The sequence below is a fragment of the Spongiactinospora sp. 9N601 genome, from assembly GCF_044326295.1.
GTDB lineage: Bacteria > Actinomycetota > Actinomycetes > Streptosporangiales > Streptosporangiaceae > Spongiactinospora > Spongiactinospora gelatinilytica.
The window spans coordinates 203,062-228,680 of the sequence record NZ_JBIRBB010000011.1 but is presented as its reverse complement, the minus strand read 5'-3'; the positions used below and the strand labels follow the sequence as shown (position 1 = coordinate 228,680).

General features: G+C 70.7%; 20 protein-coding genes and 1 CRISPR repeat array. Of the genes, 11 read left to right on the top strand and 9 right to left on the bottom strand.

Features of this window, described 5'->3' with window-relative positions:
- Positions 1-112 precede the first annotated feature (112 nt).
- Positions 113-793, bottom strand: a complete 681-nt coding sequence (locus ACH34R_RS26765) for a transcriptional regulator (protein WP_111169241.1) — start codon at positions 791-793, stop codon at positions 113-115.
- A gap of 171 nt (positions 794-964) precedes the next feature.
- Here ACH34R_RS26765 and ACH34R_RS26760 point away from each other — a divergent pair, with 171 nt between their 5' ends.
- The 3 genes from ACH34R_RS26760 (at position 965) to ACH34R_RS26750 (ending at position 4,064) form a co-directional block, all read left to right on the top strand.
- Positions 965-2,086 (top strand): ABC transporter ATP-binding protein, encoded by a 1,122-nt coding sequence (locus ACH34R_RS26760; RefSeq protein WP_397564277.1) that lies wholly within the window; start codon positions 965-967, stop codon positions 2,084-2,086.
- 7 nt (positions 2,087-2,093) lie between these two features.
- Positions 2,094-2,474, top strand: a complete 381-nt coding sequence (locus ACH34R_RS26755; protein ID WP_397564276.1) for a RidA family protein — start codon at positions 2,094-2,096, stop codon at positions 2,472-2,474.
- Positions 2,475-2,603: 129 nt separating this feature from the next.
- Entirely contained in the window at positions 2,604-4,064 is a 1,461-nt protein-coding gene (locus ACH34R_RS26750; protein ID WP_397564275.1) for a glycoside hydrolase family 3 protein, read from the top strand.
- A gap of 55 nt (positions 4,065-4,119) precedes the next feature.
- Here ACH34R_RS26750 and ACH34R_RS26745 read toward each other — a convergent pair whose 3' ends face one another.
- Entirely contained in the window at positions 4,120-7,218 is a 3,099-nt protein-coding gene (locus ACH34R_RS26745; protein ID WP_397564274.1) for a S8 family peptidase, read from the bottom strand.
- Positions 7,219-8,385: 1,167 nt separating this feature from the next.
- Between ACH34R_RS26745 and ACH34R_RS26740 the strand changes: the two genes are divergently transcribed.
- Complete coding sequence (locus ACH34R_RS26740) at positions 8,386-9,075, top strand: class I SAM-dependent methyltransferase (protein WP_397564273.1); 690 nt, start codon at positions 8,386-8,388, stop codon at positions 9,073-9,075.
- 222 nt (positions 9,076-9,297) lie between these two features.
- Positions 9,298-9,630: direct repeats of the CRISPR family, unit length 28 nt; unit sequence GTGCTCCCCACACGCGCGGGGATGGTCC.
- Between the two features lie 728 nt (positions 9,631-10,358).
- Here ACH34R_RS26740 and ACH34R_RS26735 read toward each other — a convergent pair.
- A complete protein-coding gene (locus ACH34R_RS26735; RefSeq protein ID WP_397564272.1) occupies positions 10,359-11,702 on the bottom strand; it encodes a hypothetical protein in 1,344 nt (447 codons plus the stop codon).
- Between the two features lie 173 nt (positions 11,703-11,875).
- Here ACH34R_RS26735 and ACH34R_RS26730 point away from each other — a divergent pair, with 173 nt between their 5' ends.
- From ACH34R_RS26730 to ACH34R_RS26715, 4 genes are all read left to right on the top strand, one after another.
- Complete coding sequence (locus ACH34R_RS26730) at positions 11,876-12,202, top strand: hypothetical protein (RefSeq protein ID WP_397564271.1); 327 nt, start codon at positions 11,876-11,878, stop codon at positions 12,200-12,202.
- A 250-nt stretch (positions 12,203-12,452) separates the two neighbouring features.
- Complete coding sequence (locus tag ACH34R_RS26725; protein WP_397564270.1) at positions 12,453-12,686, top strand: hypothetical protein; 234 nt, start codon at positions 12,453-12,455, stop codon at positions 12,684-12,686.
- Between the two features lie 46 nt (positions 12,687-12,732).
- The gene (locus tag ACH34R_RS26720) at positions 12,733-13,164 is read left to right on the top strand and encodes a glycine-rich domain-containing protein (protein WP_397564269.1); all 432 of its coding nucleotides are present in this window, start codon (positions 12,733-12,735) and stop codon (positions 13,162-13,164) included.
- A 1-nt stretch (position 13,165) separates the two neighbouring features.
- Positions 13,166-14,053 (top strand): phosphotransferase, encoded by an 888-nt coding sequence (locus tag ACH34R_RS26715; protein WP_397564268.1) that lies wholly within the window; start codon positions 13,166-13,168, stop codon positions 14,051-14,053.
- A gap of 1,448 nt (positions 14,054-15,501) precedes the next feature.
- Here ACH34R_RS26715 and ACH34R_RS26710 read toward each other — a convergent pair.
- The 5 genes from ACH34R_RS26710 to ACH34R_RS26690 form a co-directional block, all read right to left on the bottom strand.
- Positions 15,502-16,581, bottom strand: a complete 1,080-nt coding sequence (locus ACH34R_RS26710; protein ID WP_397564267.1) for a serine hydrolase domain-containing protein — start codon at positions 16,579-16,581, stop codon at positions 15,502-15,504.
- Positions 16,574-17,488, bottom strand: a complete 915-nt coding sequence (murQ, locus tag ACH34R_RS26705) for an N-acetylmuramic acid 6-phosphate etherase (protein WP_397564266.1) — start codon at positions 17,486-17,488, stop codon at positions 16,574-16,576. Before murQ ends, ACH34R_RS26710 begins: the two co-directional genes overlap by 8 nt.
- Positions 17,489-17,578: 90 nt before the next feature.
- The gene (locus tag ACH34R_RS26700; protein WP_397564265.1) at positions 17,579-18,442 is read right to left on the bottom strand and encodes a GNAT family N-acetyltransferase; all 864 of its coding nucleotides are present in this window, start codon (positions 18,440-18,442) and stop codon (positions 17,579-17,581) included.
- Positions 18,443-18,581: 139 nt separating this feature from the next.
- Complete coding sequence (locus ACH34R_RS26695) at positions 18,582-18,761, bottom strand: hypothetical protein (RefSeq protein ID WP_397564264.1); 180 nt, start codon at positions 18,759-18,761, stop codon at positions 18,582-18,584.
- A 179-nt stretch (positions 18,762-18,940) separates the two neighbouring features.
- Positions 18,941-20,188, bottom strand: coding sequence for a hypothetical protein (locus tag ACH34R_RS26690; protein ID WP_397564263.1), 1,248 nt, complete (start codon positions 20,186-20,188; stop codon positions 18,941-18,943).
- A 170-nt stretch (positions 20,189-20,358) separates the two neighbouring features.
- Here ACH34R_RS26690 and fdh point away from each other — a divergent pair, with 170 nt between their 5' ends.
- From fdh to nrfD, 3 genes are read left to right on the top strand one after another with little or no spacing between them, the layout of a single operon-like run.
- Entirely contained in the window at positions 20,359-23,541 is a 3,183-nt protein-coding gene (gene fdh, locus ACH34R_RS26685; protein WP_397564262.1) for a formate dehydrogenase, read from the top strand.
- On the top strand, positions 23,534-24,298 hold the full coding sequence (locus tag ACH34R_RS26680; RefSeq protein ID WP_397564261.1) for a 4Fe-4S dicluster domain-containing protein: 765 nt from the start codon (positions 23,534-23,536) through the stop codon (positions 24,296-24,298). The genes fdh and ACH34R_RS26680 overlap by 8 nt, the downstream gene beginning before the upstream one ends.
- The gene (nrfD, locus tag ACH34R_RS26675; protein ID WP_397564260.1) at positions 24,295-25,230 is read left to right on the top strand and encodes an NrfD/PsrC family molybdoenzyme membrane anchor subunit; all 936 of its coding nucleotides are present in this window, start codon (positions 24,295-24,297) and stop codon (positions 25,228-25,230) included. The genes ACH34R_RS26680 and nrfD overlap by 4 nt, the downstream gene beginning before the upstream one ends.
- A 15-nt stretch (positions 25,231-25,245) precedes the next feature.
- Here nrfD and ACH34R_RS26670 read toward each other — a convergent pair whose 3' ends face one another.
- Entirely contained in the window at positions 25,246-25,611 is a 366-nt protein-coding gene (locus ACH34R_RS26670) for an ectoine synthase (protein ID WP_397564259.1), read from the bottom strand.
- Positions 25,612-25,619 lie beyond the last annotated feature (8 nt).

Sequence of the window (25,619 nt, the reverse complement as noted above, 5' to 3'; positions counted from 1 at the left end):
CTGATCGGCCGCGCCGAACTGTGGAGGCCGGCCCGTGAGTTCTACCTCAGCGACGATCCCGGCAGCGTCGCCGACCTGTTGTTCGGGCCGGGCCGAGCGTGGTCGTGGCCGGTCACGGCGTCCTGGCGCGGATCTGGTCGAGGTAGTTGTAGGCGGTGACGCGGGAGACGCCCAGCCGGCGGGCGACGCGGTCCACCGAGCGTTTGACGAAGAAGGCGCCCTTGTCGTCGAGGAAGCGCAGGACCGCGATCTTGTCCTCGCGGCCCATCAGGGCCACCGTCTTGCCGGTGGCGGCGATCGCCGACTCGATGAGGTTGTCCAGCACCTCGGAGATGTCCTGGGCGAAGATCTCCTCGCGGGCGGGAGCGTCGGCGGACCCGAGGATCTCGTCGATGCCCGCCCTGGCGGCCTGGAAAGGCGTCATGTCCACGTTGACGCACAGCGACGCGATGACCCGGCCGTCGGCGTCACGGATGAAGACCGACGACGATCGCAGGTCGCGGCCGTCGGCGGTGCGGGCGCGGTAGCCGTACTCGTCGTGGTCCTCCTCCTCGGTGCGCAGCGTCTCAAGGCCGAGGTTGGTGGACGGGCCGCCCACCGAGCGGCCGGTGACGTGGCCGTTCTCGATCGCGGCGATGGTGCTCTCCATCTCGTGGCCGGTCAGGTCGTGCAGCACGACCTCGCAGTGCGGGCCCACCGCGGCGGCGACCGCCTTCATCACCGGGCGCAGGATCGGCGCGAGGTCATCGAGCCCGGTGGCGGCGGTGCGCCCGGGGGCACGCTCGGCAGGCATCGCGACTCCTTCTGCGGACCGGGGCGGCGGCTCCAGCGGCCGCCTGTGGTCAGTGTGGCAGGTTCACCGTCCGGCCTCACATCCGTTGGAAGAAATTCTGTTAACCCCATTGACGAGTTGTCAATCGATTGAACACACTAGCCAACGATCCAACGGATAGAGGTCGCGGCGATGCCGAGGATTCGCTTCGCGGGGGTCACCAAGTCGTTCGGAGACGTCACGGTCATCAAACGGTTCGACGCGGAGATCCCCGACCGGGAGTTCCTGGTGCTCCTCGGCCCGTCCGGCAGCGGCAAGTCCACCATGCTCAGGATGATCGCCGGGCTGACCGGCCTCACCGGCGGGACCCTGGAGTTCGACGGAAGGAAGGTGAACGACCTGGCCCCCGACCAGCGCGACGTCGCCTTCGTCTTCCAGTCCGCCACCCTCTATCCGCACCTGTCGGTCCGGGCGAACATCGCCTTCCCGCTGCTGGTCGGCCGCTTCCGCTGGTACCACCACCTGCCGGTGGCCGGTCGCGCGCTGCACCGGGCCTTCCTGCGCGACGCCGACGTCAACCGGCGGATCGAGCGGGCGGCCGCGTCGATGCGGGTCACCGAGTTCCTGGACCGCCGCCCCCGGGCGTTGTCCGGCGGCCAGCGCCGCCGGGTGGCCCTCGCCCGCGAGCTGATCCGCGAGCCGTCGCTCTACCTGCTGGACGAGCCGCTGGCCGGCCTGGACGGCCCGCTGCGCACGCAGTTGCGCGCCGAGATCGGCGCGCTCCACCACGCCACGCGCACGAGCTTCGTCTACGTCACCCATGACCAGGACGAGGCGATGAGCATGGCCACGCGCGTCATCGTGCTCAACGACGGCATGATCCAGCAGTACGGCACGCCCGGCGAGGTCTACGAGACCCCGGCGAACACGTTCGTGGCCCGGTTCGTCGGCAGCCCGCCGATGAACCTGCTGCCCGGCCCGGCGCTCGCCCCGGTGTTCGACGGGGCGGGGGACGACGTCCTGATCGGCGTACGCGCCGAGAAGGTGACCCTCGGCCCGCCGGACGGCGAAGGCGTGCCCGCGCGCGTGGCCGGGGTCGAACGGCGGGGCGCGGAGACCGTGGTCGCCTTCCGGCTCGGCCCGCCGGGCCGGCCCGGCGATCTCCACCATGCCCGGATGCCCGGCGACGCCCCCTTCGCCCCCGGCGACCCCTGCCGCGTACGGCCCGACCTGGCCGGCGCCTCCTGGTTCGACCGGCGCACCGGAAGGCGGCTCGACTCCGCCCCGCGCCCGTCCATCACAAGAGAAAGGTGAACGATTCATGCCCAAGAAGGCCATCAGCACGGACAAGGCGGCTCCTCCGGGAGGCCCGTACTCCCAGGCGGTCGTCGCCGGCGACCACGTGTACCTGGCCGGCGCCTGCCCCGTGCTGCCCGACGGCACCTGGGTGCGCGGGCCGTTCGCCGACCAGGCCAGGGCGGCGTTCAACAACCTGGCGCGCGTCGCGGAGGCGGCGGGCGCGGACCTGACGCAGGCCGTACGGGTCGGCGTGTACCTGCGCGACTTCGCCGACTTCGCGGAGATGAACGAGATCTACGCCGAGTACTTCGGCCACCCCGACCCGCCGGTCAGGACCACCCTGCCGGTGGCGCTCAACGGCTTCGACATCGAGATCGACGCCATCCTCTACACCGGCGACTGAGCACCTGCGCGTCCGCCGGCCCTCGCCTCGCGCGACGGCCGGCGGGCGCGCGCTCGCCGGATTCCCCCACGGCGGGCGTTTTCATCACGGTAAAGTCCGCGTAGATTTCCTACACGGCGGGGGAGTTGAATGCACCGCAGCCCTGACCTCGGCAGGCTGGCCATGACCGTGCTACAGCCGGGCTTCCATGGCACCACCCCGCCCACCTGGCTGCGCCGGGCGCTCGGTGCCGGGCTGGGCGGTGCGGTGCTGTTCGCCAGGAACATCACGGACGCGGACCAGGCCGCCGAGCTGGTCGCCGCGCTACGCGCCGACAATCCCGAAGTCGTCGTCGCGGTGGACGAGGAGGGCGGCGTCGTCACCCGGATGGAGGCCCGGACGGGCAGTTCCTGGCCGGGCAACCTGGCGCTCGGCGTGGGCGGCGACACCGGCCGCACCGAGGGGGTGGCCCGCCAGATCGGGCGCATGCTGGCCAGGGCCGGGATCACACTCGACTACGCCCCGGTGGCCGACGTGAACGCGAACCCGGCCAACCCGGTGATCGGCATCCGCTCCTTCGGCGCGGAGCCGGGGCCGGTGGCCGCGCACACCGCGGCCTGGGTGGCCGGGTTGCAGAGCACCGGGGTGGCGGCGTGCGCCAAGCACTTCCCCGGGCACGGCGACACCGTCACCGACTCCCACCACGGCCTGCCGGCCGTACACGCGCCGCTCGCCCTGCTGCACGAGCGGGACCTGCCGCCGTTCCGCGCGGCGGTCGCCGCGGGGGTGCGCGCGCTGATGTGCGGGCACCTGCTGGTGCCCGCGCTGGACCCCGAACACCCCGCCACCTTCAGCCACCGGATGCTGACCGAGCTGCTGCGCGACGAACTCGGCTTCACCGGCCTGCTGGTCACCGACGCGATCGAGATGCGCGCGGTGGCCGCCCTGCACTCCCCCGGCGAGATCGCGGTCAGGGCGCTCGCCGCAGGGGCCGACGCGATCTGCGCGGGCGTCACCTCACCCGATGGGGAGAGCGTCCTCGCGCTGCGCGACGCGATCGTCGAGGCGGTCCACGCGGGCAGGCTGGCCGAGTCCCGGCTCGCGCAGGCCGCCTCCCGGGTGCTCGCCCTGGCCCGCTGGCACGCCGAGGCGACCCCCGACACCGGCGCGCCCGACCACGAACTCGGCCTCGCGGCGGCCCGGGCCGCGCTGCGCGTCACCGCCTCCGGCCCGCTGCCCGATCCGGTCCTCTCCACGCCGCCGCTGGTCGTGGACCTCGCCCCGCGTATGACGCTCGCCGTCGATCACGACGTACCGTCCGGGCTGGCGGGCGCACTGTCCGAGGCCCTGCCGGGCACCCGTTCCCACACCGTCACCGCCGCCGACCCACGATTGCCCGACCTCAGCGCGCCGGGCCCGGTGGTCCTCGTGGCGCACGACGCGGTACGCCACGCGTGGGTCGCCGACCTGACCGCCGAGGCGGTACGCCTGCGCCCCGACCTCATCGTCATCGAAACCGGCATCCCGGGGCCGCCTGTCGGAGCCGTCCACATCGCCACCCATGGCGTCTCCCGCGCCTCCTTCCGGGCGGTGGCCCACCGGCTGACCTAGGGTCGTTCGCGGGCGCGCTCGCCGTGACGCGCGCCCGCGAACCCTCGGTTGAGGCTTACGAGGTCAGCCCGTAGGCCCTGATGACGGTCTGGGCGAAGGTGGTGTCACCCGAGCCCGCCGACACGCGCAGCGACACGAAGTCGCCCGCCGCCGGGTTGCGGACCAGCGCCGTCCACTGGCCGTGAACACGGGCCACCGGGGCGGGCCCCCACGTCTTGCCCTCATCGAACGACGCCTCGGCCTTGGGCCGGATCCCGTCCGAGTCCGCCCCCGGCTGCTCGACCAGGAGCCGGATCGGGGTGAGCGCGGAGCGCCTGGCCCGGTTCAGCTCGTCGAGGCCCTGGGGGGCCGCCCGCACGTGGAGCATGGACAGTGGCGTGATCTCCGCCGTGGTGCCGGAGCGGAAGGTCCACCTGGCGTCCACGGCGGTGGACAGCGCGGCGTACGGCACCTGCCGCCGTCCGGACATCGTCGCCGTGTAGACAGATTCGCCGGCGGGTACCTCCGTGCCGATGAAGCATGATCCTCCATTCGGAGGCTCGCACGCTTCCCTGGCGAGTTCCTTGCCGTCCTTGGCCAGGCTGAGAGTGACCGACGAGTTGTCCTCCCGGCCGGCGCGTCCGGCCCCGGAGTCGGAGAACAGGGTGCTGTCGAGCTGGAGGAGATCCCGCTCACGGATGGACCAGGGGGACGGCGCCGCGCCGAACACGGCGGTGTTCCACAGCTCGGTGCCCGGTTTGCGGGTCACCTCCCTGCCCGAGTCCACAAGCGTCTGCCCGCCGCTCTCCTCGTGCAGCGAGAGCTGGGATCCCCACTTGAAGCCCTTGATGACGGACCGGTAGTGGACGACCGTGGCAGGCACGCGCACGGGGGCGTCCAAGAGCCAGCCGCCGTCCGGGCCGACCCGCGCGCCGCCGTTCGCCGGTACGCCCGCGCCCCGGTAGTTCACCGTGACCTTGGCGAGGTCGGCTTTCGCGGCCTTGTACACCGGGTCGCCGGGAAGGCCGCCCTCGGCGGTGTTGATCAGGTCGTACCGGTAGGGGCTGGGCGTCGCATCCGCCTTGACCAGCGTCGATTGTGCCATGAACGACAGACCGGGCACCTGCGACGGCACAACGAAAACCTTGCCCGTGGGGGCCAGCAGGTAGAAGTCTTTCCATGCGTCCCCGCTGCGCTGAACGGCCGAGATGCTATGGGCGGCCCGCCGGACGGTCGGATCGTCGATGGATTGGACGATCTCCTTGCCCGCGCCGAGGTCGATCGTCGGATACCTGGTCTGCTCACTGAGCCGGACCGGCGGCGGCTGGGCGAGGGTCACCTTGTCATCTCCTTCGGAGACCAGGGCGCGCAAGTACCATTCGCCCGCGGGCAGCCGGACCGTGCCGGCGCCGTCACGAAGCTCGAAGAGCTCCACCCACCCCGTTTCGAGGCTGAAGGCGACCACGTATCCCGACTGGCCGGGCTCCCCGCCCTTCGTGGTGACGGTCAGGTCGTAGGACTCCGGTTCGATGTACGCGCCGGCCAGGGTGCGCACCACCGTGTCGCCCGCGGTCGCGGTGACCACTCCGGCGTACGCGCCGGGTTCGACCCCATCGGCCGCCGCCGTGACGGTGACCGACGCCTCACCCTTGGCGGGCACGGTGAGCCGGTCGGCCGACAGGCCGAGCACCCCCGCCGGGAGCGGCCCGCTACCGACGGGCGCGATGGCCAGCGCCAAGGTGACCGGCGCATCGCCGGTGTTGGCGTAGGTGATGGTCTTGGTGGTCTGCTGGCCCTTCTCGTGCGGCCATCTGAGCTCCGAGGACACATTGCCCGGGAGGGCCACGACGGTCTGGGTGAGCGCCTTGGCCGCCTCCAGGCGTCCCGCCCCCTGCTCGAACGCGTTGGCGTCGGTCTTGGGGGTGGCGCTGCTGATCAGCGCCGACTTCAGCCGATCCGCCCGCCAGTCCGGCCGCCGCTGGGCCAGGATCGCCGCCGCGCCCGCGACGTGCGGCGTCGCCATCGAGGTACCCGAATACGCCGCATAACCGCCTTCGGCGGTCCCCGGCACCGCAGCCGTGATCCCCACCCCCGGCGCGGTGATCTCCGGCTTGATCGCGCCGTCACCGATCCGCGGGCCACGGCTGGAGAAATCCGCGAGCTGGTCCTGCTTGTCCACCGCGCCCACGGTCAGCGCCGCATCCGCGCTGCCCGGACTGTCCATCGTGCCCTCTCCCGGACCGGAGTTACCGGCCGCGATCACGAACAACGTGCCCGTCTGCTCGCTGAGGACGTTCACCGCCTCTTCGAGCGGATCGAGCGTGCGGCTGTCCGTCCCGCCGAGGCTCATGTTGACGACCTTGGCCTTGACCTCGTTGGCCGCCCACTCCATACCGGCGGCGATCTCCGACTCAAATCCGCCGAACTCGCCGAGCACCTTGCCGACCGCGAGTTTCGCATCCGGTGCCACACCGCGGTACTTCCCGCCGGAGGCCGCGCCCGTCCCCGCGATCGTGGAGGCCACATGGGTGCCGTGACCGTCGCGGTCGTTGACGTCCGGCTCCAGCGAACTGAAGCTCTTGCTGTGCGTGACCACGCCCTGGAGGTCAGGGTGGGCCGGGTCATAGCCGCTGTCCAGAACGGCCACGGTCACACCCTTGCCGGTGTACCCGCTCTTCCACGCCTCCGGCGCGCCGACCTGCGGCACGCTCGTGTCCAGAGACGGCATCCGCCTGCCGTCCAGCCACAGCCGCCCGACCCCGCCCGCCAGCGACCGCGCACCCGCGCCACCGCTCAGCGCCTGCCACGCCGTCGTCGCGTCCTTCTTGGGCACCTTGACAGCCGCCAGCCCCAGGGCCCCACTGCGCCAGGTGGGCGCGGGCGCGCCGGATAACCGGAACGTCGCCGCCGCCGCACCGGTCGTCCGGGCCATGACCGGGACGTCCTTGCGGTGCGCGTCGTCGTATTTCCACTCGATGAGCTGCGTGACATCGAACAGCCGCTCATCCAGTAGCCCCCGCGCGACCAGCGGAGCCGCGTCGGACGGGAGGACCACCAGATGATCCTTCTTCCGTATCGCGGAGAATTGCACCTTACGGCCCTTGCCCGGCCGGATCGAATGGCCGGAGGGGGAGACCGTGACCTTGTCGCCGGTGATGAGCGTGACGGTCTTCACGCCTCCTACGGCTGCTCCGGCGGCGGCCCATAGAGCGTGGGATCCCGGCCTGACCAGCCGGTCCTGCCCCTCAGACGCACCCGGGGGCCCGCTCGCGCTCGCGCTCGCCGCTCCGGTCGCCGCGGTCGTCACTGCCAGTGCGACCGCCGTGATTACCGAAAAGCGTCTCATAGGCGACACTCCCTTACATAGTAGGATATTTCCGCCTTACCGGGGAAATAATGGAGGATATCCTCGCCACAGGCAAGAGGGGACGGCACATCGGCACCGACTTTGGCGAATATCGGTGAGCTGCCAAAACCACGAGCCGTAAAGTCACGCCGCAAAACGTGGTCACCGACGATTCCCGGCAGCAAATCGGCTGTCATAATACTCCCGGGATGGCGAAGAATCCGTCGACCGGGCGAGCCGCAACGGCCCTCCGCCCGTCAGATTGTTACCTTCCAACGCACGATTCCCGCATCGAGTGGATCGAATTGTGCGGGGGCTCAGGCCAACCGGGCGGCGGCCGACGGCAAGCCGCAGCAGCCGCACGTTCGGGTCGATCGAGACCTTGGACCTCGCTTCGCTCGGCCTGCGCTTTTTCCGGCGCCACCGCGCTACCGAGCGTCGTCGCAACGCGCGCTACCGCGCGCAATCGCCCTCGCTTCGCTCGGTCTGTTTTCCAGAGCCGACTACTGTAGCCGACCTGCGCAATGTCCGCTTTGAGCGTTCCCGATAACACCGCTCAACGGGACACCATCCCGTCCTCCGGGGCGCTCCCCCGACCTCCGGCAGGCAAGCGCGCTTCCGCGCGCCACCTCAGTACGCGCTAACGCGCACAATCGCCCTCGCTGACGCTCGGCCTGCTTTCCCAAGGCCGGGCTCCGCCCGGCGCTACCGCCACCAGCACACCGATACCCGCCTCAACCCACCACAGCCACCAACCACGATCGAGACCTTCGCCGATCCACACGACCGCGCACGGCTATCCCCGAGCGATCAACAACCTGCACCCCAGCGACAGGGTGTTGTTGTCGTAGATCGTCGGTCAGTGCCTACTTCGTCGGCATTTTCAGCGCTGGACAACCGACGGATACACCCCCCAGCCTGATCAATACAGTTCCTGAGAACGAGCCACACCCACGTTCGATACCGATATGCCGTTCACAGCCATAGCGTGAAGCCATGAACACCGGTACAGGTCCCGGTCCCATCGCCCGGGACGGCTCTCCAGTCGAGTTCTACGCCGCGCTTCCCCCCACGGGCGAACCTGAGGTTATCCGCGCCGTCGTCCCTGCGGGCGGTTCGATCCTTGAGCTGGGCTCTGGGGCAGGGCGGATCACCCGTCCACTGCTGGACCTCGGCTTCGACGTTGTGGCAGTCGACGAATGCGCCGACATGCTGAAGCAGATCCGTGGCGCCCAGACGGTCCGGTCGCGCATTGAAGACCTAGCCATGGACCGCACCTTCGATGCGGTGCTACTGGCCTCCCAGCTCATCAATACCCCTGATGATGCGGTCAGGCGCGGGTTGCTCGACTGCTGCCGTCGCCATGTAGCGCCTGGCGGACAGGTCCTGATCCAATGGGTCACCCCGCAAGCCCGGGCCGCATGGTCCCCAGGACTCACCCGTACGGCAGGTGAAGTAACGATCACACTCGCCGAAGTCACCCCGATCGGTCCCGGCCTGCTCGCCGCCGTTATGCGCTACGAGACAGGCGGCCGCGTGTGGACGCAGTCCTTCACCGACAGGGCGCTCAGCGAAAAGGATTTGGCCGCCGCGCTGGCAGACTCCGGCCTCCGCCTCGGCCGCTTCCTCACTCCTGACCGCTCTTGGTTCACCGCCTACCCGACAGGAAGGCTTCGTAGTAGCTAGACCCCGGCCTCAATGACCATGAGCCCTCACCAACTTCAGGCAAGCCATCCGGCCCGTATGCCCTCGCGAGATATCGTTCCTGTGTTTCCACCCGCATCCCCACCGCCGAAGAGGAGATCATCCTCGCCGAACCGCGATGCTCTGAGACCAGTCAGTGGTGTGATCGTTTTCGAACTAAATGAAATCGCGGCCAGCGCCAGGAAAGCCCGCAGGTCAACAAGTGTGCTCCCCACACGCGCGGGGATGGTCCCTGACCATGTCCGACGTCGGGCCCCAGATCGGCGTGCTCCCCACACGCGCGGGGATGGTCCGGGTTCGCACGGCTTGAGGCCGAGGACGCAAGTGTGCTCCCCACACGCGCGGGGATGGTCCGGGGCGTCGGCAGCTCGGCGTGGCCCCCAAGGCGTGCTCCCCACACGCGCGGGGATGGTCCGGCCGCCACCCGTACGGTGTCCCGCCCGCGCCGGTGCTCCCCACACGCGCGGGGATGGTCCTGGTGTCCGGTGGTGACCCGACACCTGGTCACCGTGCTCCCCACACGCGCGGGGGTAGTCCTGGGTGAGGCCCCCGGCTCGGATGCGCATCCCGGCCGGGAATCCTCGCCGCCGGTAGTCTGTGATCGCGCCGTCTACTGGTCCAGGTGGCTGGCCCCCCGTTCCAGCGGGTGCCTTTGATATACCCTCCAGCCCCCAAACGATCTACTCAATGCCCGCGTCGCCACGGCTCCCAATTTTCTTGAGCGGAGAGACTGTTGGTGAAGTAGATCGAGCGGAAGTAGCCCCGTTATCACAAATGTTATCATGGGGCGTTTTATGTGTTAGGAAGTCCGTGTCGAGCGAGCTTGACCGCTGAGACCAGCAGGACGCCCGCGAGAACGGGGATGACGACGAGGTCAGGGATGATGCCGAGTAGGAGGCCACCCAGCACAGCGCCGACGATGGATTCGGCGGTCATGGCGTCTATGAAGCGACCAGGCTTATCGCCTTGTTCACGATGACCGCCGCCGGCACTGCGAGCCCGAACAGGCCGATCAGCAACTACAGCCGGAACGCAGCGACACCCATGACTCCACCCGCGAGCAGGAACGGCGATAGCGGCCTCGTGGTTACATTTGTGATCACGGGGCTACTTCCCTTTGACCTACTTCGCCAACAATCTCTCCAGTAGTCGGGGGCGGAGCCATTGTTGTATGTAGGAAATCGGCCCCCATTTGAAGGAGGAAACCCGGAATATCGGCCCTTGCCTTGTTAGGGCGGGGGCCGATCTTGCAGCGTGTCCAAAGGTTATTCCGCATCGGTCGGCGATGGCTTCATAATCGCGTCGATCTCTGCCTTGAACACTTCACGCTCCTTTCCGGGGAGTCGCGACGTGAACGCGTCCATCTCGTCCAGGACTCGACTGGAGTCAATCGACGCCGCTGCCGCTGCCGCCTGCCGCCCCGCCGTCAGCGCACCGTCAACTTCTCCTTGATCAAGACGTGCGAGAGCGATCGCTGTCCACCCCAGCACACGATCGCGCTCGTAGTCGCTGGTGCGCTCCGCCATTCCGTCGCTGATCAGCTCCTCGGCTGTCTCCGGCTGCCCCAGCCTTGCGAAAGCCATCCCCACCTCAATGGTCGTACTAGGCCGCCGCATCCAGTAGATCCACGGAGGGTCCTCCTCCGGATGGCGCCTGCCCCAATGGCCATCCGCTTGGAGCAGGACGCGAGCGGCTTCGCGAGCCTCCCCTGCCACCGCGTGTGCCCGTACCTGCCATGCGTCCAACATTGCGTGGACCGTGCGGGAGTAGCCGGGGCCTACCTTTTCCCGGGCGGTTTTCAGCAGCCTTACCGAGCCATGCCCATCCCCGGCATAGGTGCGTTGCATCGCCATCTGGCTCAGAATGTACGCTCCCACTCCCGGCTCAGCCGCCGTCGCTGCCGCGCGTAGCCCAGCATGCCAGTATCGTTCGGCTGCTGCATGGCGCCCTGCATCAAACGCGGCCCACCCGGCGAAACGGCACAGCTCGGCAGCCGAGATGTACAACCGTCGTTCAACCTCCCCCGAGTACAGACCGCGCGATAGGAGCCGGATAGCAAGGCGCAACTCGGATACGGCGAGATCGAGGCAGCACTCGCCTCCGACCAGGTCGTCAAGATGCCACAGCTCGGCGATTCGGGTTTCTATCCAGTCCGCGACCTCCGGATCTACGCGCCTGCCGAACGCTCCCCGGACGATCTGTTCAGGGGCAATGGCCCACGCCCCTGCGAGAGCACACGCCGACTCCTGGGACAGCGTCAGAAAACGCCGTCTGTCCATCGCTGCATCCACGCTCCCCATCAGCGCCATCAACGCCCAGTGCATATCCCATGGCCGTTCCAGCTCAACACCGTAGGCGATGTGGAGCCAGTCGGGCCATGACCACTTTTGGACGTGACAGGGCGGGATCTTCAGTTCGGCGGCCAAAGCGAGCTGCGCGGCCATCTCCGGCACGGCCCGCCTATGTTCCCATCTCCACACTTTCTGCTTGCCTTGGGCCATATTGACGCCAGAACGGCGAGCGACAATCTCGGCGACTTCGCCGAGAGTCCACCCGTGCTGGGTGCGGATGGACGTCAACGGATGCGCGAGGAGCGGAGCAGCAGTCATGAGGCGTCCCAACGCTCGGTATCGGCGAGACTACGGCGAGACTACGGCTCGGGGGTGGAAGTGCGCAGGCGAGATGGGTTTTCCTAGGGCTCACCCCCGCCGCAAAGGCGGAACCCGCCGAGACGGTCGCAACGCTCGACGGGTTCCTTGATCGCACAATGGAGGTGCGACCCGTGAGCGATGATAGACCGCACGTAGTGCCCAAAGGGGGCATGGTCGGATTCACCGCCCAAGACGACGGCCTGTTCCTCGTCTGGGAGGTGCAAGCCGGCGGCGACGGCAAGAGCGGCGTGACCAAGGATGAGGCCACCGCCGAGAAGGACATGCTGCGTGCTCTCGCAACCTTCCGGCACGGGCGCGGCCGGGTCCGGTACGCGCGGCTCGCCCCGGCGCCCCGCGCCGTCTACGACTACCGATACGGCACGACCCTCATCACCGCGCACCGGGCGGACGGCGTGACCGCCTCCATCGCCGGGGACGCGTGGGAGGACACCCCTTGAGCGGGTACGGCGGCGTGGCGAGGGCTTGCGCGTCGCCGTGCCGTACGGCGGGCCGGCGCGGGCCCGCCGGGCGCGGGCGGGTGCGAGGTGTTCTCCTCGCCCGCGCCACTCCACAGTCTGCGCGGCGGCCCCCTTCCCATCGCCCAGGGCCGTACCGCGCCGCACGGGGAGTCGGTAGCCCCCGTGCCCGCGCGGGCGGGCACCCCACACCCAGAACCGCCCGCCCGCGCACTCCACCAAAGGGCGTGCAGTGGACCGCCTGAGCCTGTGGGAAGGCGCCCACCTCGCCGCGATCGAGACCACCTTCCCCGGCTGGCGCATCCTCGTACGAAACCGCTGCTGGTGGGCCACCAAGCACTCCCCGCCCACCCCCGCGCAGAAGGCCGCCGGAGTACTGCACCAGTTCGCCCGGCCCGGACCGCTGGAACCGGTGGCCGCGCTCACCGGACAACTCGGCATCCTCAGCCGCATGGGCGCGGCCTGAACTTCAAAGCACCATCGCCGTAGTCACCGATCAGCATGGAGCCGACATGACCACCCTGGCCACCCGGCCGGACCACATCGCATCCCCCCGGAACACGATCCGAGCGGACCTGTTCGCCCGCATCGCCGACCAGTACCAGATGCCCGCCGAGCGCGCGACGCGCATCATGGAACAGGCGCTCGCGTTCCTGATCGCCTGCTCGATCCATCCGCACGCCGGTCTGTCCCCGTCCGGCGAGGTGGACAAGGGCTGGCACGCGTTCTTGCTGTTCACCCGCGAGTATGGCGAGTTCTGCCAGCGCATCGCGGGACGTTTCATCCACCATCACCCCGGCGAGCCGGAGACCGGTGCCAGCCGGGTCGGGGCCACCGTCGAGGCGATGCGCGCGGCCGGGCTGCCGGTCGATGGCGAGTTGTGGGTTCCGTCCAGTGAGTGCAGCCAGTGCTACCAGGGCTGCGTCGACGACCCGAGGACCTGACGTGACCCGATTCCAATGGGAAGACCTCCCCCAGGCCGTACGCGACGCCATCCAGGACCACGCCGGGCCGGTGGTGAAGGCCGAGACCGCAGCGACCGGGCTCATGCCCGGGGTGGCCGCCCGGCTGTACCTCGGCAATGGCGGCAGCGTGTTCCTCAAGGCGTGCCCCGCCGATCACCCGGCGGCCACGCTGTACGAACGGGAGCTGTGGGCGGGCCACGTCCTGCCCGCTGCGGTTCCCACCCCGCGCTTGCGCTGGTCGAGTACCGAGCACGGGTGGATTGCCATGCTCCACACGTTCATCGACGGGCGGGCGGTGGACCTGTCGCCGGGCTCGCCCGACGTCCCCGCCATGCTCGGGCTGGTGGCCGAACTCGGGTCGTACCTCACGCCATACCCCGGCGACGACGCGCCGCCGGTTTCCGGGAACGCCTCAGCCCTGCTGGCCAAAGGCCGCCACCTGCTCGACCGGGGGACTCTGCCCGATCAGGCCCGGTACGTCGCGGCGCTCGACAAATGGGACGTCGCCAGCCTGGAAGGCACGACCCTGCTGCACTACGACCTGCACACCGGGAACCTCAAGGTGGTGGGCGACCAGGTGTTCGTCCTGGACTGGGGCTTCGCCTGCCAGGGGGCGGCCTGGGGCGAGCCAGCGATGCTCGCCCCGCGGCTCATCGAGGCCGGGCACACGCCCGAGCGCGTCGAAGAACTGCTGATGAACCTGCTGCCCGCGTGGCGGTCCGCGCCCAGCGACGGCGTGACCGGGCTGGTGGCGCTGTGGACGTTGTTCCGCGTCTACAAGGCCATGCACGGCCCGGCTGAGATGAGGGAGTTCCGGGGCCGGGCCGCGGCGGCCGGACACGCGTGGTTGAGGTACCGACTCGGCTGACCGCTCCATGAGCGAGCCCCATCGGAGCCGGTCCGGCGGGGCTCTTTTCGTTCTCTCCGATTTACGCGCGAGTCGTGGATTCGCAGAGTCGTAGGTGGTCATTACCAGGTCTTCATATTCGACCGGGGCTATGTTTCTCGGTCGGCCACGGGGCGTGATCGGCTGTTGGCGACCGTCGAGTGATCCGGGTTGCGGCGCAGCGGGATCGGCGGCGCGGGCTGGCTGGGGTACGGAACCCGAAAGCGATCCGGGCGACGAGCTTGATGCGCAGTTGGTGTCCTCCCTCTTGGCGTTGGGGACCTTCAGCAGGATCGCGGCGGCGATGTGCTCACGCCCCCGTCTGACGGTTTCGGCGAGAGTGACCAGCCCGGGAATGTGATCGTAAGTGGCGCACAAAGAAGGGGAGCGGAACAGCCAGCGGGGGACCCGGCCCAGGCTGGTGGCGGTGAATACCGACTCAGTCCTTCTTTGGCGATCTAAGCGGGCGATGACATAGTGACCGTACGGATCGGCGTCGAGGTAGGTGTTCACATCACAGTGAACCGATCAGGGTGCAGGTCTTCGCAGTTGCGTAGGAGGGTACGGCGCATCCCGTACTCCGGATCGCCGGACCGGCCGCGCGCCCATAGGAGTCGTAGGGGCCCGGCGGTCAGTGAGGTTCACCCCCACACTCGTGGGGAGCACTGCACGTGGGGGTAGCTCTCTCCCCGCTCATGCGGTTCACCCCCACACTCGTGGGGAGCACCCTTGGTGAACAGCCACAATACAGCCGACCTGCGGTGTTGTGATGTCGGGGTTTGTCGGTGATCCACTTCTATGGTTTCTGCCTGTCGGGGGCGTTGCCGGTGGATTTGGGGTGTGGGTGATCGGCTGGGGGCGCCAGCGTCGGGCGGAGCCCGACTTGGGGAAGAACAGGCCGAGCGTCAGCGAGGGCCTTTGCGCGCGGTAGCGCGGCGGCAGGCGAAGCGCGACTCCCCGCCGCAGGCGGACCCCTGGCGCGAAGCGCATCACCCCGCCGCAGGCGGACCCCTGGCGCGAAGCGCATCACCCCGCCGGAGGCGGACCCCTGGCGCGAAGCGCATCACCCCGCCGGAGGCGGGGCCTGGCGCGAAGCACTGCTTCCCGCCGCAGGCGGACCTCGGGCTCGGCGCGCCGCCTCGCGCCGGAGGCGGACCCCTGGCGCGAAGCGCGACTTCCCGCCGCAGGCGGACCCCTGGCGCGAAGCGCCACCTCGCGCCGGAGGCGGACCCCTGGCGCGAAGCGCTGCTCCTGCCGAAGGCGGGGGTGGGGGTGGTGGCTTGCTGGCAGGTGGTGTGTGGGGGAAGGGATGGGGCGGGGAGGTGGTGCGGCGCGCGCGGGGGGCCGGGCAGCAGGGTGTGGCCGGGGACGGGGCTTCGGCGAGTACTACGCTCCGCCGTACCGGCCAGGGCGCGGAGTGTGGCTCCGGCTCATTGGCCCATGCGGGCCAGGTGCAGGGCCTCGGTGGCGATCGTGTGGCGCAGGGCGGTCAGGCCCGGACGGCCGCGCACAGGGTGGACGTGGTTGGTGAGCAGCACCACGGTCAGGGCGTGGGCGGGGGCCACGAGCAGGGCGGTGCCGGTGAAGCCCGAGTGGCCGAAGGCGGCGGTCAGCGGGCCGTTCGCGGCCGGGTCGCCGATCCGTACGCCGAGGCCGTGGCGGAAGCCGGCGCCCCGCACGCCCTGGTCGCGGGTCATCTCGGCCACCGTCCACCCGCTCAGTACCGGCCCGCCACCCATACGCAGAGCCTCGCCCAGCCGCAGCACGTCGCCGGCAGTGGCGAACAGGCCCGCGTGCCCGGCCACTCCCCCGAGGCCGTACGCGGTCTCGTCGTGGACCTCTCCCCTGACGCATCCGGTGCCCGGCCGCCCCGGCTTGTACTCGGTGGCCGCGATTCGCGGCACGAGTCCAGCGGGCGGGCGGTACCCCGTGCTCGCGAGCCCGAGCGGCCCCGTCACCCGGTCGCGGACCAGGTCCGCGAGCGACACACCAGCGGCCAGTTCAGCCACCCGCCCGGCGGTGATCATGCCGATGTCGGAGTACAGATAAGGCCCGCCGCATGGACCCACGGGCGCGGTGGACAGGATCAGTTCCATCCGCGCGGCCGTCCCGGGGATCTCCTCGTGGACCTTGCGGCCGGCAGGCAGGCCCGCGGTGTGAGTGAGCAGGTGGCGCAGGGTGGCCTCGGGGTGCCCGCCGTACCCGGCGGGCAGCCGGGCGGCGACCGGTTCGTCCAGGCTCAGCAGGCCCTGCTCCACCAGCGAGAGGATCGCCACGGTGGTGAAGATCTTGGTGACCGAGGCCAGGTCGAAGATCGAGTCGGTACGCACCCGCGGGCGATCATCGGCAAGTGCCCCGGCGGCGTCCCGGTACCTGACCAGCTCGCCCGCCGCGACCGCGACGACCCGCCCCCGCACGGCAACCGCGGCCACCGCGCCCGCGCACACCCCCGGCACCGCCACGGCCAGCGCCGCCCCCAACCGCTCAGCGGCGGGGCCGGGTTCAGGCACCGCCCGGTTCCGCGGCGAGCACGGCGTCCAGCCGGTCGCCGTGGGTGCGCAGCAGCGCGCGGGCGGCCTCGGCGCCGACCTCCCGCTCGATCATCACGACGGCGGTCCTGACGTCCCACCCGGCCGACTCGACGACGGGCCGGGCCACGTCCGGCTCGATCCCGGTGATCCCGGCGACCATCCGCACCGCGCGGTCGGCGAGCTTGGTGTTCATCGCCGACAGGCCGACCATCTGGTTGCCGTAGGTGCGGCCGAGCCTGATCATGGCGATCGTCGAGACCATGTTGAGCACGAGTTTCTGTGCCGTCCCGGCCTTGAGCCTGGTCGAGCCGGTGACGACCTCCGGCCCGACGACGACCTCGATGGGGTGCTCGGCCGCCGCCGACAGTGGCGTGCCCGCGTTGCAGGACAGCGCCGCGGTGAGCGCGCCCCGCCGGGCGGCCTCGGCGAGGGCGCCCAGCACGAACGGCGCGCGCCCGCTGGCCGACACGCCGACCACCGAGTCCAGCGGGCCGATGCCGAGTTCGGCGATCGACCGGACGCCTTCCGCCTGATCGTCCTCCGCGCCCTCCACCGAGCGGGTCAGCGCGGGCGCTCCCCCGGCGATCACGCCCTGCACCAGCTCGGGGTCGGTGCCGAAGGTCGGCGGGCACTCCGAGGCGTCCAGTACGGCGAGCCGCCCCGATGTACCGGCGCCCACGTAGATCAGGCGCCCGCCCGCGTCCATCCGCGCGGCGATGGCGTCGATCGCCGCGCTGATCGCGGGGATCGCCCGCGCGACCGCGGCGGGCACGGTGGCGTCGGCCGCGTTCATCAGCCGGGCCACCTCTTCCGTCGGGAGCCTGTCGATCCGCCGGTAGCGCGGATCGCTCTGCTCGGTGGATAGTGCGGCAAGTTGCTCAGTCATGTCATCCCATGTCGCTAACTTTCACCGAAGACTTCCATTATGCAAAATAGCTTCGCCCAATGGTACGGCGGGGTGCCCTCCGGGGCCACATCAGCGCAGGTCGCGGCGGTAGAGCCAGAAGACACGCTCGACCCGGGCGCCGATCGCCCTGGCGTAGAAGCGCATCGGACCCACCCACGAGATCTGCGCCGTGGAGTGACCGCGGTCGCGCTGCTCGGCCAGGCAGCGGCGCAGCAGCACACCGCCCACGCCGAGCCCGCGCGCCTCCTCGGCGGTGCCCATCGGTCCGAACCACTCCGGCCGCGCGCCCCACGCCGCGAACCCGATGACCTCACCGGCGCGTACCGCGTACTGGCAGCCGGTGGCGTGCTCGATCTCCCAGGCCCAGTTGTCGTTCCAGTGCTTCCTGCCGAAGGCGGCGACGCGCTCGCGGTCGCAGGGCGGGGCGCTGTGCACGGTGACGCCGGCCTTCGCCAGCCGATCCAGGTCATCCCCCACGCCGAGGTCGCAGGTCAGGTCGGCGGTCATGTTAAAGGCCGTGTGGTAGCGCTCGTAGCCCAGGCTCTCGGCCAGGCAGGCGGCGGGGGTGGCGCGCACGTCGATGCCGGGCCAGGCGTAGCAGGGCGGATTGCCGGCCATCCGGGCCTGCGCCGCGCCGTTGTCGCGCAGCCAGTGCTCTGCCGCGCCCACCAGCCCCTTGCCGAGGCCCCGGCCCCTGGCCCTGGGATGTACGGCCAGCAGGTCGATGTGCCCGATCGAGGGATCGGCCTGCGACAGCGAGGCGAACACCACGCCGTCCTCACCGGCCAGCAGCGCCGTCCAGAGCCGGCCGGGCGGCGGGGCGGCGAGGCGGGCGGTGAGGGCGGGGGCCGCCGCGGCGTCGAGGTCGAGCGCGGCCGAAGCCAGCCCGGCGATCGCGGCGCGGTCTGCGCCGGTGGCGGTGCGGACGGTCATGCCTGGTCATCCTCCGGAGGTCGCGTCCAACCGGCCCGTGCGGAGTCACCCCGCCGGGGCCGTGCCGTCGAGACCGAGGTCGCCGACACGGCCAGGATACCCAGCGCCACCAGGCAGTGATCATGAACACACCTGGGGGTCAGGCGTGCAGACGGACCAGGCTCCAGGACAGAGCGGGGAGGCGCGCACGCAGCACCCCGGCGTCGATGCGGACGCCGGGCAGGGACCGCGGGACCACGGTCTCCGCGCCCGGGCCGTTGACCCGGTGCGGGTCGTCCTCGGCGAGGCAGGCGGCCAGGCCCACCCGGGTCGCGCCCATGTCGCGTACGTCGGCCTCCAGGTCCAGCGCCCCGGTGACGCCCCGGTTGACCAGCAGGTAGGGATCCTCCGGTTCGGGGACGCGGACGGTAGGAGCCCCTTTACATCGTTGCTACCAACGTCGTAAATCGACCGCGAACGCACGGCCGGCCGGCCATCGCCGACCGGCCGCGGGCGAGGTCAGCGGCTCGCCGAACCGTTCACGGTCAGCACCGGGTCGGGTGTGACGATCGCCGGGAAGGTGCCGGTGTCGATGATGCCGTGCTCGTTGAAGGCCGCCTGGAGCAGCGCGTACGCCTTGGGCTCCAGCTTCCACAGCGCGCGCCACTCACGGGCGGTGGCCAGCGAGATGCCGGTCTCCGCCGCGATGTCGTCCGCGCGGGGCACGTACTTGCGCTCGATCTGCTCGTCCCAGTAGCGGCGGGCGGCCCGCATCAGCGCGGCGCGCTGCGCGGTGTCCATCGGCTGCTGCGGCACCTGGGCCCCGCCGACCATCTCGAACTCCTCGTCCTCGTCGTCCGGACGGGGCAGCGCCGAGGTGGACGGCAGCGCGTGCGCGACGGGCTCCGGATCCCAGGGCACCGGCGGCTTGAGGTCGATCAGCACGTTGGTGTTGTAGAGCGCGCCGATCTGGGAGAGCAGCGCCTCCTGGCGGGCGGAGTCGACCGCCAGCCCGGTGTGCTCCACGGCGCGGTCCATCGCCTGGTCCAGCTTGGCCAGGGCCTGCCGCATCTTGCGCTCGGAGGCCCCGCTCTCGCGCAGCGCGCGGGCCCGCTTGGCGGCCAGCGCGACCTTGGTCAGCCTGCGGTGGGCGTCCACCTCGGAGGCGGTACGGTCGCTGACCTCGGCGAGCCCGATCCGGACCATGATCCGCTCCGGGGTGAGCCGCCAGTTGATCTTGCCGCGGCCGGTGATCCGGTGCCGCTCGATCGCCATGCCGCGCTCCCACAGCCAGGCCGCCACCAGCGGGGCGGCGAGCCGGAAGACGGCTTCGGGCAGGCTGCGGGCGTCCATGCTGGACAGGATCGCGGTCAGCCCGGTGAGCGCCCACACCGCGATGCCGTCGATGCCGGCCGAGAAGTTCTCCCGCATGCTGCGCCGGGCGCGGACCGCGCTGGTGATCACCGCGACCTCGATGAACGCGAACAGCAGCAGCCGCAGCGGGCCGTCGAAGCCGAGCACGTCGCTGGAGAAGCGCCACATGCCCTGCGCGGACACGCCCGTGGCGATGCACGCGGCCAGTATGGTGAGGATGTCCTCGATGGGACGTGGTGCGACGAACCTATTGAAAAGCCGCGCCCCCGCACGGCCCCCTGCGCGCAGGGCCAGGACGGCCACGCCGAGCAGGGCGAGAGCGATGACGCTTACGACGACTGTTCCGACCGGATTTTGTGCTGCGAAGGTGGTTATCTCATCGATGGAGGGCATTCGTCACTGTCCGTCAGTCTCGTTGCCTGAGTGTATTCCAGCGATCATGCCAGAAGGTCACGCCCTCGATGACCGAATCAGGGGTTCACTCCGGAGTTTGACGAACAGCTAGGACCGGCCGCAAGAATGACTCTGCATAAAGCCCCCGCAATCGGGGCACAGCCCATGGCATGGACCTTCGCGGTCTGATCGGCCGCTGGCCGGTCATCCGGCAGCTCCGCGGCGAGGACGGACGCGGATCGGCGGCCCGTTCGGCGCGCACCGACGCGCTGCGTCCGCGCACGGCCGAGGCCGATACCGTCGCGCGCTCGGTGTGCCCCTACTGCGCGGTGGGCTGCGGTCAGCTCGTCTACGCCAAGGACGGTCAGGTCACCCAGATCGAGGGCGACCCGGACTCCCCGATCTCGCGCGGCCGGCTGTGCCCGAAGGGGGCGGCGAGCAAGCAGCTCGTCACGCATCCGGGGCGGCAGACCACGGTCCTGTACCGAAGGCCGTACGGGACGGAGTGGGAGAGCCTGGACCTCGCTACCGCGATGGACATGATCGCCGATCGGGTGATGGCCACCAGGCGGGAGACCTGGCAGGAGACCGCCGACGGCAGGGTCGTGCGGCGCACGCTGGGCCTGGCGAGCCTGGGCGGGGCGACGCTCGACAACGAAGAGAACTACCTGATGAAGAAGCTGTACACCGCGCTCGGCGCGATACAGGTGGAGAATCAGGCGCGCATTTGACACTCCTCCACCGTCCCCGGTCTGGGGGCCAGCTTCGGGCGCGGCGGCGCCACCACCTTCCAGCAGGACCTGGTCAACAGCGACTGCATCGTGATCCAGGGCTCCAACATGGCCGAGTGCCATCCGGTGGGGTTCCAGTGGGTCATGGAGGCCAAGGCGCGCGGGGCCAAGGTGTTCCACATCGACCCGCGCTTCACGCGCACCAGCGCGATGGCGGACGCGCACCTGCCCATCCGGGCGGGCAGCGACATCGTGCTGCTCGGCGCGCTGATCAACCATGTGCTCAAGGGCGCGCACGACTTCCGTGAGTACGTCCTGGCCTACACCAACGCCGCCACCATCATCTCGGAGGACTTCCGCGACACCGAGGACCTCGACGGCCTGTTCTCCGGCTTCCAGGCGGACAACGCCTCCTATGACCCGGCGAGCTGGTCCTATGAGGGCGAGGACATCCCCAGGGAGCGTGAGGAGCAGGCCCGGGGCGGGCGCGTCCACGCCGGGGCCGCCAGCGCCGACCAGTACGGTTCCGGCGGGCCCTCGGCGCACCCGGCGCCCCACACCGATCCCACCCTGACCGACCGCAGGTGCGTGTACCAACTGCTCGCCCACCACTTCGCGCGCTACACGCCCAAGCTGGTCGAGGAGCTGTGCGGCATCCCGCGCGCCGACTTCCAGCGGCTCGCCGACGCGATCGTCACCAACAGCGGCAGGGAGCGCACCACGGCGTGGGTCTACTCGGTCGGCTGGACCCAGCACACGGTCGGCGCGCAGTACATCCGCGCGGCCTCGATCCTGCAACTGCTGCTCGGCAACATCGGCCGCCCGGGCGGCGGCATCCTGGCCCTGCGCGGCCACGCCAGCATCCAGGGCTCCACCGACATCCCGACGCTGTTCAACATCCTGCCCGGCTACATGCCGATGCCGCACGCCGAACTGCACGAGACCCTGGACGACTACCTCGGCTACGCCGCCGGCGACACCGGCTTCTGGGGCAACAAGCGCTCCTACATGGTCAGCCTGCTCAAGGCGTGGTGGGGCGACTCCGCCACCGCCGACAACGACTTCCGCTTCGGTTACATGCCGCGGATCACCGGCGACCACGGCACCTACGCGACGGTGTTCGGCCAGATCGACGGCACGGTCAAGGGCTACTTCGTGATCGGTGAGAACCCGGCGGTGGGCTCGGCCGGCGGGCGGGCGCAGCGGCTGGGCCTGGCGAACCTGGACTGGCTGGTGGTCAGGGACCTCGTCCCGGTCGAGACGGCGACCTTCTGGAAGGACGGGCCGGAGATCGAGACGGGCGAGCTGCGCACCGCCGACATCGGCACCGAGGTCTTCTTCCTGCCCGCGGCCTCGCACGTGGAGAAGGAGGGGACGTTCACCCAGACCCAGCGGCTGCTGCAGTGGCGGGAGAAGGCGGTCGAGCCGCCCGGCGACTGCCGCAGCGACCTGTGGTTCTACTACCACCTGGGCAAACTGCTGCGGGCGCGGGCCGGCGACACCGAGATGGACGCGCCGCTGCGCGACCTCACCTGGGACTACCCGGAGGAGGGCGAGCACGCCGACCCCTCGGCCGAGGCCGTGCTGCGGGAGATCAACGGGACCGGCCCGGACGGGCGGGCCCTGTCGTCCTACCTCGACCTGGTCCCCGACGGGTCCACCCGCTGCGGCTGCTGGATCTACTGCGGCGTGTTCGCCGACGAGGTCAACCAGGCGGCCAGGCGCAAGCCCGGCAGGGAGCAGTCGCTGGTCGCCCCGGAGTGGGGGTGGGCCTGGCCGCTGAACCGCCGCATCCTGTACAACCGCGCCTCGGCCGACCCGCAGGGGCGTCCGTGGAGCGAACGGAAGTCCTACATCTTCTGGGACCCGGACCGGCGCGAGTGGACCGGCCCCGACGTACCGGACTTCGAAAAGCACAAGCCGCCGGACTACGTGCCGCCGCCGGGCGCGACCGCGCAGGCCGCGATCGCCGGCGACGCGCCGTTCATCATGCAGACCGACGGCAAGGGCTGGCTGTTCGCCCCCGCCGGGCTCGCCGACGGGCCGCTGCCGACGCACTACGAGCCGGACGAGTCGCCGGTGCCCAACACCCTGTACGGCACCCGCGCCAACCCCGCCAGGAAGACCTACCGGCGCCCTGACAACCCGGCCAACCCCGCCGGCGGGACCAGGTTCCCCTACGTGCTGACCACCTACCGGCTGACCGAGCACCACACGGCGGGCGGCATGAGCCGTTCGCTGGCGCACCTGGCGGAGTTGCAGCCGGAGATGTTCTGCGAGGTGTCCCCGCAGCTCGCCGCCGAGCTGGGGCTGGACAACGGCGGCTGGGCGACGATCATCACCAGCCGGGCCGCGATCGAGGCCAGGGTGCTGGTCAGCGCGCGGGTCCGGCCGCTGCGGGTGGCCGGGCGGACCGTCCACCAGATCGGCGTGCCGTACCACTGGGGCTGGGCGGGCGGCGGCCTGGTGACCGGCGACGCGGCCAACGACCTGCTGGGGATCGTGCTGGACCCCAACGTCTACATCCAGGAGAGCAAGGCGGCCACCTGCGACGTGCTGCCCGGGCGGCGGCCGCGCGGCGCGGCGCTGCGGGCCCTGATCGAGGAGTACCGGCGTGAGTGAACGGGTGGGGTTCTTCACCGACACCAGCGTGTGCATCGGGTGCAAGGCGTGCGAGGTCGCCTGCAAGGAGTGGAACGACGTCCCCGACGACGGGTTCGTGTTCCGCGCCACGTCGTACGACAACACCGGCGGCCTGGGCGCGAGCACCTGGCGGCACGTGGCGTTCATCGAGGACTTCACCGAGCGCGGCGACCGCTGGCTGATGTCTTCCGACGTGTGCAAGCACTGCACGCACGCGGCCTGCCTGGACGTCTGCCCGACCGGCGCGCTGTTCCGCACCGAGTTCGACACCGTCGTGGTGCAGGCCGACGTCTGCAACGGGTGCGGCTACTGCGTCCCGGCCTGTCCCTACGGGGTGATCGACCGCCGTGAGGACGACGGCCGGGCGTGGAAGTGCACGCTGTGCTACGACCGGCTGCGCGACGGCCTGGAACCCGCCTGCGCCAAGGCGTGCCCGACCGACTCGATCCAGTTCGGCCCGCTTGAGGAACTGCGCGAGCGCGCCGCGGAGCGGCTGGCCACGCTGCACGAGGCCGGGGTGGCCGAGGCCAGGCTGTACGGCGAGCGTCCCGACGACGGCGTGGGCGGCGACGGCGCGTTCTTCCTGCTCCTGGACGAACCCGAGGTGTACGGACTGCCCCCCGACCCCGTGGTGACCACCCGTGACCTGCCGTCGATGTGGCTGTGGGCGGGGGCGGCGGCGGTGTCCATGGCCGCCGCCTGCTTCGGCGCGTTCGCCCGCGGGCCGCGCCGATGAGCCGCGAGCGGGCGATGGTGCCCGACGCCGAGTTCCGCTCCTACTACGGGCAGCCGATCATCAAGGGCCCGCTCTGGCACGAGCCGCACATGCCCGCCTACCTGTACCTCGGCGGCCTGTCGGGGGCGTCCTCGCTGCTGGCCGCGGGGTGCGAGCTGACCGGCCGGGACCGGCTGGCCGCCCCCGCCAAGATCGCCGCCGCAGCCGCGGGAACGGCGGGCGCGGCGTTCCTGGTCGCCGAACTGGGCCGCCCGGAGCGCTTCTTGAACATGCTGCGGGTCTTCAAGCCGACCTCCCCGATGAGCGTCGGTTCGTGGATCCTCGCCGCGCAGAGCGGCCTCGCCGCCGTCGCCGCGGGCTCGGCCGTCACCGGCCTGCTGCCCGCCGTCGGCCGGGCCGCCGGGCTGGCCACGGGGGTCACCGGCCCGATGATGGCGACCTACACGGCGGTGCTGGTGTCCGACACCGCCGTGCCGTCCTGGCACGCCGGTCACCGGGAGCTGGCGTTCCTGTTCGCGGGCAGCGCGCTGGCCAGCGCCGGGGCGGTCGCCATGGTCGCCGCCCCGCACCGGGAGGCCGGTCCGGCCCGGCGGATGGCGGTGATCGGCGCGGCGGTGGAGACCGTGGCGAGCGAGGTGCTGGAAAGGCGGCTCGGCATCCTCTCCGAGCCGTACCGCGAGGGGTCTGCCGGGCGGCTGATGCGCGCAGCGCGGGTCCTCACTGTGACCGGGGGCGCGCTGGCGGCGGTCTCCGGCCTGACCAAATGGCGGACGCCGTCCGTCCTGTCGGCCGCCGCGCTGACGGCGGGGTCGCTGTGCGCCCGCTTCGGCGTACTGCGGGCGGGCCGCGCGTCGGCCGCCGACCCCAAGTACACGGTCGTCCCGCAGCGCGAGCGGGTCGCCGCCCGGGAGCGGAACCGGGCGGGCGGCTAGCCCGGTCCCGCCGCCTCACTGGTCCAGGACGCCGGTCTCCGTCCCTTCGATCGGGGGGTCGAAGACGCAGATGAGCCGGGTGGGCTCGGTGACGGTGAGCGTGAACCTCGAACCGGGGGGCGCGACCCATAGCACGCCGGGCGCGATGGCGTGCTCCTGGCCGGTCTCCAGATCGACGGCCGTGGCCGCGCCGCTGACGCAGTAGGCGATCTCGGTGCGGTCGGGATATCCGTAGGTGCCCTTGACGCCGGGGTGCAGGGTGGTGTCGGTCAGGCCGACGCCGGCCCCGTCCCCCGCGAGCAGCAGCCGCGTGCTGCGGTAGTACTCGTGGTGGACGTCCCGCTCGGTGTGCTGGATGTCGGCGATGTTGCGAAAGATCATGAAAGGGC